Below are 13,583 nucleotides of genomic sequence, written 5' to 3' on the forward strand. Positions count from 1 at the left end.
TTAATGAGTCAATCTGTATTAAAAGTAGATCATTTAACCAAAGTCATTAAGGGAAATCACCTTGTTGAAGATATCAGCTTTGAAGTGAAGCATGGAGAAGTTTTTGGTTTTTTAGGGCCTAACGGTGCAGGTAAGACAACTACCATCCGAATGCTGGTCGGTTTAATTAAACCAACAAAAGGAACCATTACAATTGCTGGTTACAACCTGCGAACATCATTTAAGCAAGCCATGCGCCAGGTAGGCTCGATTGTAGAAAACCCCGAGCTCTATACGTATCTGACAGGCTGGGAAAATCTCAAACAGTTTGCCCGGATGCTCGGAGATGTCCCGGATAACAGAATCGAGGATATTATAAGGCAGGTAAATCTTGAAAGCAGAATACACGACAAAGTTAAAACTTATTCTCTTGGGATGAAGCAACGCCTTGGAATTGCCCAAGCGTTACTAGGAAATCCGCAATTATTAATATTAGATGAACCTACTAATGGCCTTGATCCATCGGGAATACGGGAATTACGTGAATTTGTCCGTTATTTAGTTGAAACAGAAGGTATCAGCGTATTTATATCCAGTCACTTATTAAGTGAAATCCAATTAATGTGTGACCGGGTAGCCATTATCAATAAAGGAAAAATGATCACCGTTTCTACGGTTAAGGATTTACTTGATCATTCCAGAGACAGGGTCGAGTGGAAGGTCACTCCTATAAGAGAAGCATATGACCTATTGAAAACAAAAGAAAACATACAAGATCTACAAATAAAAGATAATCTGCTGATTTGCAGTTTACAATCGGATTTAATCAGTACATACAATCGATTATTGATTGAAAATGGGATTAACGTACATTCTGTTTATGAAAAGACATTAACCTTAGAGGATCTATTTATGGAGCTGACAGGGGGAATCAATCATGATTGAGTTCGGTAAACTCGTATTTAACGAAGCAGAAAAAATAATTAAAAAGCGGCGTATTGCGGTTATCATCCTAATCCTGTTAGTTCTGATTCCAATTTTCCTTTATGCTCAAAACCAACAGACAAAAGAAACTGAGAAACGGATGGGTACAGATGACTGGCGCGTTGTTCTTCAGCAGAGAATTGTCGAAGGTCAGAACCGCCTTAGCAGTACCGGGATATCAGAAGAGTGGAAACATTATTTAAGCATTCAGGTTAAACAGCAACAATACTATTTGGAGCATGATATTAATCCAAGCTCTCCGGGTGCTCCAACATTTGTAAGGGAGTTCCTAAAGCAGGGAATCGGCATGTTTATACCTTTACTCGTGATGATAGTGGCGATTGATATAATCAGCGGAGAGCGCAGTGACGGCACAATAAAATTATTGCTAACCCGACCTGTGAAAAGGTGGAAGATTCTTTTAAGCAAATATGTGACACTGCTCCTATTTATTTCATTAATTGTTTTAATTGTTATAGCTATGGCTTATTTGTTAGCTGGAATATTCTTTAATTTTTCGGGCTGGAAATTACCGATAGCGACAGGGTTCGAATATGCTAATGGCAACTTGATTACTGATTCCATCCGGCTCATTCCACAGTGGCAATATATTTTAATGTCAGCAGGACTCGTTTGGTATGTCAGCGTTATCGTAGGTACAATCGCTCTTATGGTCTCTATACTGATTCGTAACACGCCTGGTGGTATGGGGGTTATGTTTGCTTCCCTTATTGCAGGCGCTATTTTAAAAGGATTTGCAACGGCCTGGGATGGGGCAAAATATATTTACAGTGTGAATATGGAATTAATCGACTATCTATCAGGTAGTATGCCCATGGTTGATGGAATGACTTTACCTTTCTCCTTGTCCATTTTAGCAATATGGGGACTTGGCGCCCTGCTTGTTTCCTTTATTGTATTTACCCGACAGGATATGCTTAGCTAATGTAAAGAACTTTCCACTTAAGCAAGCTTATTCTCAAATAACAGAAAAAGACAAAAACAGGCTAAGGAAAACGAAATCGTTTCCTTAACCTGTTTTTAAAATAGGGAACCTCTTTTAGAGTCCCGCTCGTATACTTATTTTAAGCCAGCTATAAACTCAACCATATCGTCAACTTTGTCTTCTGGGACAAGTCCGCCAGGCATCATGCCTTTACCATTTACGATACGATCTTTAATAAGCTCTTTATCCGTAACCCCAGTTAGCTTCGGACCTGCTCCACCTTCATAATTACCGCCATGACAAGATAAGCATTGTGCTTTATAAATGTCTTCAGGTTTATCAGCACTTGCTGTTTCTTCTGTTTTTCCACCTTCTTCTTTCTCCTTGGCCATTTTATCAGCATCCCCAAGGCCCTTAATGGATAAGAAAAAGACTAGTGTAAGACCAATCACCATAATTAAAATGTATGGCATAAATGCATTGTTTTTCATAGTAGTTCCCCTCCCCTATGTAAATACTAATTAACCATCAACTTACATTTACCCTTCTTTATTTTACTGTAAAAACCAATTTTGGAAAAGTTATAACTTGCATTTTCTTCAAAGTTTTCCATAGTTTCTACAATTCAAATCAATTTTCGGGATAACATTCCCAGTCAATGACATGGTATTTCTCTATATTCCACCCCACTGAAAACTCTTTACATACACTCCCCTAAGCCAGTTTATTGATTTCAAACAACATTAATATGTACTGATAAACCGAACCACTCGAGGTCAAAATGAAAAGGTCTACTTTATTACAATAAAAAAACAGCTCTACTTAGAAAATCCAGTAGAGCTGTTTTATTTTCAAACCAATTTATGGTATATTCTATTCTAAGAAATCCTTAAGACGTTTACTGCGACTCGGATGGCGTAATTTACGAAGAGCTTTCGCTTCGATTTGTCGAATACGCTCACGTGTTACACCAAATACTTTACCAACCTCTTCCAATGTACGGGTTCTGCCATCATCTAACCCAAAACGTAAACGAAGAACATTCTCTTCACGGTCTGTTAAAGTATCCAATACATCTTCCAGCTGTTCTTTCAATAATTCATATGCTGCATGATCAGAAGGAGATGTGGCATCCTGGTCTTCAATGAAATCTCCCAGGTGAGAGTCATCTTCTTCACCAATTGGTGTTTCTAATGATACAGGTTCTTGAGCAATTTTTAAAATCTCGCGAACTTTTTCCGGTGTTAAGTCCATTTCTTCAGCTATCTCTTCTGGAGAAGGCTCGCGTCCTAAATCTTGAAGGAGCTGTCTTTGGACCCGGATTAGTTTATTAATGGTTTCTACCATATGCACCGGAATACGGATTGTTCTGGCTTGGTCAGCAATAGCACGAGTGATAGCTTGTCTGATCCACCATGTTGCATACGTACTGAATTTGAAACCTTTACGGTAGTCAAATTTCTCAACTGCTTTAATTAACCCCATATTACCTTCCTGAATCAAATCAAGGAACAACATGCCGCGTCCTACGTATCTTTTCGCAATGCTGACAACGAGACGAAGGTTAGCTTCCGCCAGACGTCTTTTCGCTTCTTCATCGCCTTCTTCTATACGCTCTGCCAAAACAATTTCTTCTTCAGCAGATAATAGATCAACACGACCAATTTCCTTTAGGTACATGCGTACAGGGTCATTAATTTTTACACCTGGAGGAACACTTAGATCATTTAAATCAAACTCTTCTTCTTTTTCAAGTTCCTGAGTCCCTGGATTATCATCAGCATCACTTTCATTCACTATATCAATACCCTGTTCTCCAAGATATTCATAAAATTCATCCATTTGTTCTGAATCAAGCACGAAGCTGGAAAGTCTCTCTGCTACATCCTCATAGGTAAGGCGGTTTCGCTTTTTCCCTAGCTCTGTAATAAATTCTTTTACCTGATCTAATGTCATTTCTGTGTTGTTATCTACTTCTTTTTCTTTGGAACGTGCTGACTTTTCAGCCATTTGTTCCCCTCCTTCTCAATCCACTTCTTATTTAAAGTCATAAAGAATTTCTTAACGAGATGAGCTCGATTCCTAATTCGACAGCACGGCTTGTGTCCTGTCTTCTTGTGGCCTCAAGTAGCTCTGCCTCTTTTTCCTTAATGACTAATAATTTTTGATATTTAGTGATTTGGTGGACATAATCATTTAATTCCTGTTCACTCGGATCGTGATTATAGGTCATCATTTCGATTTCTGTTACAATCTTACGTAAATTTGGATCCGGAAGAAAATGCAGAAACAAACTTGTATCAGCTTCGTGGTCTTCTTCATAAAAAGCAAATAAATACGTAATAATGGCCTGGTGATCATCCACTATCATCTGATTTTCTCCAAGCATTTTTTGAATACGAAATGCAAGTTCACGATCATGGAGCATTAAAGCCAGCAAAGTCTCCTCTGCTTTTATATAAGCAGGTTTCATCCGATTATCCCTACGCACAGTAGCAAATGCTTGCATTTGGTTATTCGGATTAGGAGAGTTTTTTGCCTTCTTATTATGTTTACCCACTTTGCTCTGTTGATTAAGCAAAGAATCAAGAGAAAGTGTGAATTCTGTAGCAATTTGCCTCAAATAAAATTCTCTTTCCACTTCACTATCAAGCTTTGCTGTTTCACGAAGGACTTGATCGATGTAGTCCATCTTATCTCCTTCGTTTGCAAAGTTCTTCCCTCTTTTATGGTAAATCATTTTAAAAGAGATATACGTATGAGCGGCCCCTATTATATCATTTTGGAATTTTTCTTCTCCAAATTCCTTGATATAGTCATCGGGATCATACCCATTAGGCATGACTGCAATTTTCACCTGACAGCCGCTCTCCCGGATCAAATCAGCCGTTTTATTTGCTGCCTCTATCCCCGGGGCATCCGAATCATAACAGATGATAATGGTATCTGTACTTCGTTTAAGCAATTGAAGGTGCTGTTCCGTTAATGCTGTACCCATCGTTGCAACACCATTGTGTACCTCTGCACGATCTGCAGATATACAATCAGCAAATCCTTCAAACAAGATAGCTGCGCCTTTTTTTCTTATAAACGGGCGAGCCAGATGATAGTTATATACTATTTTGCTCTTGTTAAATAGAGGTGTCTCAGGACTATTTAAATACTTTGGTTCATCACCGGCTGCAAGCGCTCTTCCAGAAAAAGCAATTGTTTTACCTTGCCTGTCAAAGATCGGAAACATAATTCTATTTCGGAATCGATCGAAATAATTCTGTCCGTCTTCCCGTTTAACCAGCAAACCTGCTTTTTCCATACGTTCGATTGAAAAGTTTCGCTTCTTTAGGAAATTATGCACATAATCCCAGGAATCCAATGAGTACCCTATCTGAAATTTTTCTATGGATTCCATTGTAAATCCACGACTCAGCAGATATTCCAGGGCGTCCTGACCCTGTTTTGTATTTACAAGCAAATGATGGTAAAATTTCCTTAACAGCTCATGTGCTTCCTTCATATCATCGAGTTCATGACGGGGCTTTGTCCCATCCGAAGATTCATTTTCATGAATATCTAATGGTATATTGGCCCTCTCAGCCAAACTTTTTGCAGCTTCTGTGAAGGAATATCCTTCTATGTCCATTAAAAATGTAAATACATTCCCTCCGGCACCACATCCAAAACAATGGAAGATTTGTTTATCAGGGGCTACAGAAAATGATGGACTGTTTTCATTATGAAATGGACATAGACCAAAGTAGTTTCGACCTTGTTTTTTTAGCTGAACATATTCACCAACGACATCAGCGATATCATTTTTATTGCGAATTGCGCTCACTGTTTCTTCTGGTATTAATTGGTTTTTCAAATTTTAACACCTGTTTCATAATAAGCATGAATAACTTAATTCTATATCGGTCCCTGAAATCCTTCAATTTTCGACAATATTTTTTGTAATGCTTCCGAAAATTTATTTTTATCAAGGTCCTTTATTTTCCTTGGCCCTTTTTCATACTTGCCGGATCTCCTTGCTTTTGCATTCAAATGCCTGGTTTCAAGAAATGAATCAATTTCATTATCTGTTATCTCTTTACCTCTTGATGTTAAGACGTAAGCATGTTTAGCAAGACATCCTGCAGCCAATCCTATATCTTCAGTAATTACAATATCATGCCGCTTTAAATGATTTAATATATATAAATCTGCCGCATCTCTTCCCGGTTCTACCCATTTCCAGGTAACATCAGGATAACGGTCGGTAGTATTGGTATAGGCTGCCACAAAGTTAATATCTACTTCATATGGTTTGCATACGCTCAAAACCTCTTCTTTAACCGGGCAGGCATCCGCATCTACAAAAACCGTTAAACGACTCTTCCTTTGTATTTCTACATCTCTCATCTTAATCCTTCTTTTTTCCAGGCTGATTATCCATTTGTCGAATTATTTTTTTTAGGACTTCTTGACTTTTTGTTTTTTAAAAGCTTATTCTAGTTTATTCCTTTATAAATAACTCTAAACCTGATGAAAGGTATTTTATCACGATTTTTTATTATAAAATAAATCTTGTCAAATTGCCACACTTTTCACTCGTATAACATAATCCTATATTTTACATGTAAAAAACATGCTTCCGCATGCCTTTTTTATTGTTGTTTATTTACGATATTAACAATAATATTTGCAGTTTCTTCTACGGCCTTATTAGTTACATCAATAACTGGGCAATTTAATTTATTAACAATTGCTTCAAAGTAAGCTAATTCTTCTTTTATGCGATCCATATTTGCATAAACCGCACTATCATTCAATCCAAGAGACTTTAAACGTTCTTTTCTGATATTGTTTAATTTTTCACTGCTAATCGCCAATCCAATGCACTTATTAGGATTTATCTTGAATAATTCTTCAGGAGGTTCAACTTCTGGAACAAGCGGGACATTCGCCACCTTAAATCGTTTATGTGCCAAAAATTGAGATAAAGGAGTTTTTGAGGTACGTGATACACCCAATAGTACAATATCAGCCTTGACAATTCCTTTTGGATCTCTTCCATCATCATATTTCACTGCAAATTCAATTGCCTCAACACGCTTAAAATAATTTTCATCCAGCTTTCTAACCAATCCAGGTTCATTTAAAGCTTGTTCTCCAAACTTATTTTCAAGCGTATCGATGAAAGGTCCAATTATATCAAAGGATACGATCTCTTTTTCTGCAGCTTTTTTAGCCATATACTCGCGTATTTCCGGCTTTACCAATGTATAAGCAATAATTGCATTATCCATTTCAGCTAAGCTCAATACCTCATCAATGGTCGATATATCTTCCACGAATGGTATTCGCTTAAGCGTGATATTATGATTACTAAATTGACTCACTGCTGCCTTTGTCACAAGGTCAGCTGTTTCACCCACTGAATCCGAAACCACATATATGATAGATTGATTCATTGTCTCCTCCAGTAATGAATAATTTCTCTTTTATCTGAATTGGTTAATGGTCGTCTCTCGCCAAACCAACAAACGCCTTTGTAATGTTTGTTTTAGTTAACCGACCTGTGACTTCAAAGCCTTTTGGACTCTTTTTAACAACCGGTAGGGCATCAATCTGCTTATCGATTAATTTCTCTGCCACATCAATCAGCAAATCTTCTTTCGTACATATCGTAATATTAGGCATCCTTGTCATAATAATATGTACCGGAATACTGCTTAATTCCTGTTGACCGAGACTAGCTCTTAACAGATCTTTCCTGGAAAGAACACCAACAAGAAGCGACTCTTTATCCACAACAAATAAAGTACCCACATCTTCCAAAAACATGGTGCATATTGCATCATAAACAGATACACCTTCACTGACAACAATCGGTATAGACTGATAATCTCCGACCAATAGCTTTTTAAGATTATCCGTGAGCAATTGGGTTTCCGTCCTGCCTGTGTAGAAATACCCTACACGCGGCCTTGCATCCAAATAACCAGCCATTGTCAGAATCGCTAAGTCTGGGCGCAATGTTGCACGTGTTAAATTTAATTGTTCGGCAATATTTTCGCCTGTAATCGGCCCATTATCTTTAACAATTTGAAGGATCTGTTCTTGTCTTTTGCTTAGTTCGATCTTACTCACCACCCTAAAGTGCCCATATACTTAAATTATATAATTTAATTATAAACTATTTATCCATGAAGTGTAATAAATCCACTTAATTTAAAATAAGCCTGCCCAATAAGGGGACATCGCATTCCTTATTGAGCAAGCTTTACCTTAAAATTTAATTTTTGCTTGTAAAAAGGCTGGAAGTTCTTCGATACTGATACGAGTTTGCTCCATTGTATCACGGTCACGTACAGTTACTTGCTTATCCTCAACTGAATCAAAATCATATGTGATACAGAAAGGTGTTCCAATTTCATCATGACGACGATATCGTTTACCGATAGAACCAGCTTCATCATAGTCTACCATAAAGTCCTCTGACAGTTTGGCAAATACTTCTTTTGCCCCCTCAGAAAGCTTTTTGGACAACGGCAATACTGCAGCTTTGTATGGCGCCAGTGCCGGATGAAGATGCATTACCGTACGGGAAGTACCATCTTCAAGCTGTTCTTCTTCATATGCATCAATTAAGTAAGCCAATGTAACGCGGTCTGCTCCCAGAGATGGCTCAATACAATAAGGAATATACTTTTCGTTTGTCTCAGGATCCAAGTAGTTGAAGTCTTCTCCTGAATACTCCATATGTCTCTTTAAATCAAAGTCTGTACGAGAAGCAATCCCCCAAAGCTCTCCCCAGCCAAATGGGAATTTATATTCAAAATCAGTGGTTGCATTACTGTAATGAGATAGTTCTTCCTCCTCATGGTCACGAAGGCGGAAGTTTTCCTTTTTCATACCTAATGATAACAGCCAGTTTTCAGCATAATCTTTCCAATATTGGAACCATTCCAGTTCAGAACCTGGTTTGCAGAAGAATTCCAATTCCATTTGTTCAAATTCACGTGTACGGAATGTAAAGTTACCTGGTGTAATCTCGTTACGGAAGCTCTTACCAACCTGAGCAATACCAAAAGGCAATTTCTTTCTCATTGTACGCTGTACGTTTTTAAAATTAACAAAAATACCTTGTGCTGTTTCAGGACGAAGGAAGATTTCATTTGTACTTGTTTCAGTAACACCCTGGAATGTTTTAAACATTAGGTTAAATTGTCTAATTTCCGTAAAATCCTTTGCTCCACAATCTGGACATGCAATATCATTCTCTTGAATCAATTCTTGCATTTTATCAAAAGATAAGCCATCCACGATCATTTCTGTACCTTTAGCTTGCAATGCATCCTCAATCAATTTATCCGCACGATGACGAGCTTTACATTTCTTACAATCAATCATTGGATCATTAAAGTTTCCGATATGACCGGAAGCCTCCCACGTACGTGGATTCATTAATATTGCAGAATCAAGGCCCACATTGTATGGTGATTCTTGAATAAACTTCTTCCACCATGCTTTTTTAATATTGTTTTTTACCTCTACGCCAAGAGGGCCATAATCCCACGTATTCGCAAGTCCTCCGTAGATTTCGGAGCCGGGAAAAATAAATCCTCTATGTTTCGCGTGTGACACAATTTGATCCATTGATACTGTCATATTCGTTCTCTCCTTTGTACAAATTAAAAAAACTCTCGTCTCTATGCTTTTTAAGAGCATAGGGACGAGAGTTAACCCGCGGTTCCACCCTATTTGCCGGTTTTCCGGCCACTTTGTATGCGTTACTCCAGACTGCCTTCTTTGGTTGATATGTTCCGGCTTACACCAGCCCCGGACTCGCTTGGCATATCGTAATCCAAATACTACTTTCCTTCACTGTAACTACATATTAATTTATCTCACATTCTATACAATAACGACCTACATTGTCAATACAATCATATAAAGGAAATGATTAAAAATTCCCTTTAAATTTATTCATTTGATTTAAAAAACGCTTTGCCTTTAATTCTACACCTAAGTACTCGCCATAGTACGCATCCAGGACTTTTCGGATTTCCTGTTTGGTCTCATCTTTAATAGATATGGTACCAAGGCGATTTAAGTCCATGTAATACAAGATACGCAAAATCCTAACGACAGCCGGTGATATCTTAATTTTATAAGGATCAATATGCTCGCATCGATGACATAATAACCCGCCTTCTCTTACAGAAAAGGAAAATGTACCGTCCTGTGCTCCACAATTCACGCATCGGCTTAACTCAGGTCCGAATCCAAAAACGTTTAACATCTTCAATTCGACTATATTCATAATGACTTCCGGATCATATTCCTCATTGATATAATGGAGCGATAAATAAATTAGGTCATATAAGGATGGGTGAGGTTTTCTCTCCTCTGTTCCTTTATCCAGTAATTCAGCGATAAAGGCAGCATAGGCAGTTAAGAAAATATCCTCACGAATGGAACGGAAGGATTCTTTGGTCTCCGCTTGCTGTAATTGACCCAGCCCACGGCTCGCCTGAAATAAATATGTACCATAATGAAACAACTGAGTGACAGCTGAGAAGCGGCTGTTTGGCTTTTTCGCTCCTCTAGCCATCACTCCAATTTTTCCAAATTCTCTGGTATATAACGTAATAATTTTATTTGTTTCACCATAGTCAGTACTGCGAATGACAATTCCTTCGCACTTTGTTAGCACGTCACTCACTCCAATATGACGGCAAGATTATTAAATTATAGGGATTTCCATTTCTTCGTGATCCTCTTTAATCACATCAGGTTGGCCTTCATTCTGTCTTTCAAGTTCCTTAAAAAGAAGATAAGTATCCACACTGCCGGTTTGTCTAAAAACATTCCAGGTAAAGCTAATCATACTTATTCCACCTTTCGTTCATAGAAACGCTAATTGTCTCCCCTTACCTAACATTAGCTTCACCAACCTGAAAAAAATCATGTGATTAAAAATTTACTAATTCCGTTTCCCTATATTGCCGAATAAAATTATTTTTCAATGGAAAAGCCTGAAGGAAGCAGGTTATGAAGACTTGGCCACAGGATGTGGCGTTTTTAGTCTTTGATCCTTGATTCAGACCCTACGTCCTGCTTTTTACGCAATTGAGCTTCGACTCCTAACTCCTCGAGTCATAAGTGTAGCCACTGCGGAGGCCTACACGATGTTGGTCACAAAGACGTTGCCACACGATGTGGCGTTCTTAGTCTTTGATCCTTGATTCAGCTCCTACGTCCTGCTTTTTATGCAATCGAGCTTCAGGGCCTAGGAGCTCGAGTCATAAGCAAATACTCTACGGGAGAAAAATCCTCCCTCCGAGTATTCGTCTTATGCTTGTCGCGGGCCTATAGGAAGTAGGTCATGAAGACGTTGCCACAGGACGTGGCGTTTTTAGTCTTCGTTCCTTAATTGAGCCCTTCAGCATCTTGGTTAAAATCGAGCTTCGACGGCTAGGAGCTCAGGACATAAGCATAGCCACTGCGGGGGAGAACCTTCCCCTTCGTGCCTCTGTCTTATGCTCCTCGCTCCTGACCAAGCCGTCTCAGCATCTTAATAATCATCTTCCCTAAATCCTATGTCCCTTAAGTGGGAGGCTTTGTTTCTCCAGTCTTTTTGGACTTTTACCCATAGTTCTAGGAATACTTTGGAGCCTAGTAGGTTTTCGATGTCTGTGCGGGCGCGTTGTCCTATTTCTTTTAGCATCGCGCCTTTTTTTCCAATAATGATTCCTTTTTGGGAGTCACGTTCTACAATGACAGTTGCCATAATGTGGACGGTCTCTGATTTTTCTTTTCGCTCAATTTTATCAATCACTACTGCAAGGGAATGTGGGACTTCTTCTCTTGTTAAATGCAGCGCTTTTTCACGAATCATCTCTGAAATAATAAAACGTTCTGGGTGATCTGTTATTTGATCGGCTGGATAATATTGCGGTCCCTCTGGCAAATAAGCATTAATTTGCTTTAATAAAGTTTCTATGTTATTTCCTTCAAGAGCAGAAATAGGAACAATTTCAGCAAAATCGTATTTCTCTTTATACGTATCTATGATGCTGAATAATTCATCGGGATGAATCTGGTCAATTTTATTAATGACAAGGAAAACAGGTGTCTTACATGTTTTTAACTTTTCAACAATAAATTCCTCACCGCGCCCAAAGCCCTCCTCGGCGTTTACCATAAAGAGAATAGCATCAACTTCCTGCAACGCAGTTGAAGCCACTTTCATCATAAAATCACCAAGCTTGTGCTTTGGTTTATGAATTCCCGGTGTATCAATAAAAATGATTTGACTTTCATTTGTTGTTAATACACCTTGAACTTTATTACGTGTGGTTTGCGGTTTATCGCTCATAATGGCAATTTTTTGCCCAATAACTCGGTTGATAAAAGTCGATTTACCCACATTTGGTCTTCCAATAATAGATACAAATCCTGATTTAAATGGTTTATTAGTTTGATTAGTCATGCATTTCCTCCGGTGTAAGGCTCCGGATAACAGCTCCTGATCTTTCAAATCCTCTTTTGTCACACCTTGTATTAGCTTAAAATTACCTACCGGCAGCTCCACAAGAAGTAACAGGATGATCAGTATCAGCTGCTATCGCCAATTTTTTTATATTTGGTTAATCCATGAGAAAAAGACTGAAAAAATGCTTCTTGCACAGCCATACATAGAATAAGCTGCACTTTTATGTAACAGCAATGAATCAGTCACCTTTTCCGGCATCTGCTTCCAATAGGGTTAGTGCATATATCTTACCGCGCTTTTTACTCAATAATTAAACCTTGATTATCCATATCTTACTTTCTCTTCTTCAATTAAACAAGCATGCTCCAGATCTTAGGCAGAAAAATTATAAAACCGATAATAGCCGAAAGAATAGCATACACCAATACTGCTCCGGCAGCTAAATCTTTTGCTGCCTTTGCTAGCGGATGATATTCTCCTGTTACTAGATCCACCACTTTTTCTATCGCTGAATTAATAAGCTCTAACGTCAGCATACCGCCAATCGCAATAAGGACAAATAACCATTCTATTTTTGTAATAGAGAAGTAAGAAGCCGCTATACAAACAACTATAGCGGCAGTCAAATGGAACTTGAAATTTGCTTCTTTTTTTGCTCCATAGAGGATTCCCTGCCAAGCATAATAAAATCCTTTAAAAAAACGGTACAATGGTTTCTTATCTTGTGAGTCCATACTGTTCCAACAATTCTCTTTGTCGTGAAAACATTACTTTTTCGTCCTCTTCATTCATATGGTCATAGCCCAGCAAGTGAAGGAATCCGTGGATTGCTAAAAAACCAAGTTCACGTTCATAAGAATGGCCATATTCTTCAGCCTGTTCCTTCGTACGGTCAATAGAAATAATAATATCCCCTAAGACTGCCGGAACGTCCTCTCCGATAATTTCAATTTCTCCCTCTCCCATTTCTTCCATAGCAAATGAGATAACATCGGTTGGCGCATCTTTTTGACGGTACTCTTTATTAATTTCATGAATACGTTCGTTATTTACAAAAGTTAGAGAAACTTCGCTGCCTTCTGTCACCTTTTCCTGAATAGCTGCAAATTCAAGCAATTTTGTGACGAGCTCCTGTTGTTCTGGAGTTACTTGCTCCGTTTCATCTAAGATATCAATGGTTAAACTCATTTCTTT

Annotated in this window: 14 protein-coding genes; 2 read left to right on the plus strand and 12 right to left on the minus strand. The window is 38.3% G+C overall.

The window, feature by feature from the left end:
* The first annotated feature begins 3 nt into the window (after positions 1-3).
* Positions 4-924, plus strand: coding sequence for an ABC transporter ATP-binding protein (locus A8L44_RS10235; RefSeq protein ID WP_066105192.1), 921 nt, complete (start codon positions 4-6; stop codon positions 922-924).
* Complete coding sequence (locus A8L44_RS10240) at positions 917-1,909, plus strand: ABC transporter permease (RefSeq protein WP_066105195.1); 993 nt, start codon at positions 917-919, stop codon at positions 1,907-1,909. The genes A8L44_RS10235 and A8L44_RS10240 overlap by 8 nt, the downstream gene beginning before the upstream one ends.
* Positions 1,910-2,043: 134 nt before the next feature.
* Here the strand turns inward: A8L44_RS10240 and cccA are convergent, their stop codons facing one another.
* The 12 genes from cccA to ybeY all read right to left on the minus strand — a co-directional run bounded on the left by cccA (position 2,044) and on the right by ybeY (position 13,577).
* A complete protein-coding gene (gene cccA / locus A8L44_RS10245; protein ID WP_066105198.1) occupies positions 2,044-2,400 on the minus strand; it encodes a cytochrome c550 in 357 nt (118 codons plus the stop codon).
* 382 nt (positions 2,401-2,782) lie between these two features.
* Positions 2,783-3,919, minus strand: a complete 1,137-nt coding sequence (rpoD, locus tag A8L44_RS10250; RefSeq protein WP_066105200.1) for an RNA polymerase sigma factor RpoD — start codon at positions 3,917-3,919, stop codon at positions 2,783-2,785.
* Between the two features lie 37 nt (positions 3,920-3,956).
* A complete protein-coding gene (gene dnaG, locus A8L44_RS10255) occupies positions 3,957-5,774 on the minus strand; it encodes a DNA primase (protein WP_066105203.1) in 1,818 nt (605 codons plus the stop codon).
* 41 nt (positions 5,775-5,815) lie between these two features.
* Complete coding sequence (locus A8L44_RS10260) at positions 5,816-6,307, minus strand: YaiI/YqxD family protein (protein WP_066105206.1); 492 nt, start codon at positions 6,305-6,307, stop codon at positions 5,816-5,818.
* A gap of 245 nt (positions 6,308-6,552) precedes the next feature.
* Positions 6,553-7,359 carry a pyruvate, water dikinase regulatory protein gene (locus tag A8L44_RS10265; protein ID WP_066105209.1) on the minus strand — a complete coding sequence of 269 codons (807 nt, stop codon included), beginning with the start codon at positions 7,357-7,359 and terminating at the stop codon, positions 6,553-6,555.
* Positions 7,360-7,402: 43 nt separating this feature from the next.
* On the minus strand, positions 7,403-8,038 hold the full coding sequence (locus tag A8L44_RS10270; protein WP_175354274.1) for a helix-turn-helix transcriptional regulator: 636 nt from the start codon (positions 8,036-8,038) through the stop codon (positions 7,403-7,405).
* A gap of 138 nt (positions 8,039-8,176) precedes the next feature.
* Positions 8,177-9,559 (minus strand): glycine--tRNA ligase, encoded by a 1,383-nt coding sequence (locus A8L44_RS10275; RefSeq protein ID WP_066105215.1) that lies wholly within the window; start codon positions 9,557-9,559, stop codon positions 8,177-8,179.
* Between the two features lie 295 nt (positions 9,560-9,854).
* Positions 9,855-10,607 carry a DNA repair protein RecO gene (recO, locus tag A8L44_RS10280; protein ID WP_066105218.1) on the minus strand — a complete coding sequence of 251 codons (753 nt, stop codon included), beginning with the start codon at positions 10,605-10,607 and terminating at the stop codon, positions 9,855-9,857.
* A gap of 30 nt (positions 10,608-10,637) precedes the next feature.
* Positions 10,638-10,781, minus strand: coding sequence for a YqzL family protein (locus tag A8L44_RS10285; RefSeq protein WP_066105219.1), 144 nt, complete (start codon positions 10,779-10,781; stop codon positions 10,638-10,640).
* Positions 10,782-11,468: 687 nt separating this feature from the next.
* Positions 11,469-12,386, minus strand: coding sequence for a GTPase Era (gene era, locus A8L44_RS10290; protein ID WP_066105222.1), 918 nt, complete (start codon positions 12,384-12,386; stop codon positions 11,469-11,471).
* A gap of 353 nt (positions 12,387-12,739) precedes the next feature.
* The gene (locus A8L44_RS10295; RefSeq protein ID WP_066105225.1) at positions 12,740-13,123 is read right to left on the minus strand and encodes a diacylglycerol kinase family protein; all 384 of its coding nucleotides are present in this window, start codon (positions 13,121-13,123) and stop codon (positions 12,740-12,742) included.
* Positions 13,107-13,577 (minus strand): rRNA maturation RNase YbeY, encoded by a 471-nt coding sequence (gene ybeY, locus A8L44_RS10300; RefSeq protein ID WP_066105227.1) that lies wholly within the window; start codon positions 13,575-13,577, stop codon positions 13,107-13,109. The genes A8L44_RS10295 and ybeY overlap by 17 nt, the downstream gene beginning before the upstream one ends.
* Positions 13,578-13,583: the final 6 nt, after the last annotated feature.

Origin of the sequence: Bacillus sp. FJAT-27986, assembly GCF_001685035.1 — a bacterium.
Lineage (GTDB): Bacteria > Bacillota > Bacilli > Bacillales > Pradoshiaceae > Pradoshia.